Below are 601 nucleotides of genomic sequence, written 5' to 3'. Positions count from 1 at the left end.
GCGGTCGGAGACCCGCGCCGCCTGCTGCATGTTGTGCGTCACGATGACGATCGTGAAGCGCTCCTTCAGCTCGCCGATCAGGTCCTCGATCGCGAGCGTCGAGATCGGGTCGAGCGCCGAGCAGGGCTCGTCCATCAGCAGCACGTCCGGCTCGACCGCGATCGCGCGGGCGATGCACAGGCGCTGCTGCTGACCGCCGGACAGGCCCGAGCCCGGCTTGTTCAGGCGGTCCTTGACCTCGTTCCAGAGGTTGGCCCCGCGCAGGGACTTCTCGACGATGTCGGCGAGCTGGTTCTTCTTGTAGGAGCCGTTCAGACGCAGCCCCGCCGCCACGTTGTCGAAGATCGACATGGTGGGGAAGGGGTTCGGCCGCTGGAAGACCATGCCGACCGTGCGGCGCACGGCGACGGGGTCGATGCCGGACGCGTAGAGGTTCTCGTCGTCGAGCATCACCTTGCCCTCGACCCGCCCGCCGGGGGTGACCTCGTGCATACGGTTCAGGGTGCGCAGGAAGGTGGACTTGCCGCAGCCGGACGGACCGATGAAGGCCGTCACGGAGCGGGGCTCCACGGTCATCGAGATGTCCTCGATCGCCTTGTGG

1 protein-coding gene is annotated in these 601 nt (G+C 67.7%); it reads right to left on the bottom strand.

The window, feature by feature from the left end; genetic code table 11:
- Positions 1 to 601, bottom strand: a 601-nt coding sequence (locus EAO77_RS06225; RefSeq protein ID WP_147988982.1) for a phosphate ABC transporter ATP-binding protein, incomplete at both ends; no start/stop codon positions are given.

The organism is Streptomyces sp. T39, assembly GCF_008042045.1.
Lineage (GTDB): Bacteria > Actinomycetota > Actinomycetes > Streptomycetales > Streptomycetaceae > Streptomyces.
The sequence above is the reverse complement of the archived record's forward strand: the minus strand, read 5'-3'. Positions and strand labels throughout refer to the sequence as shown.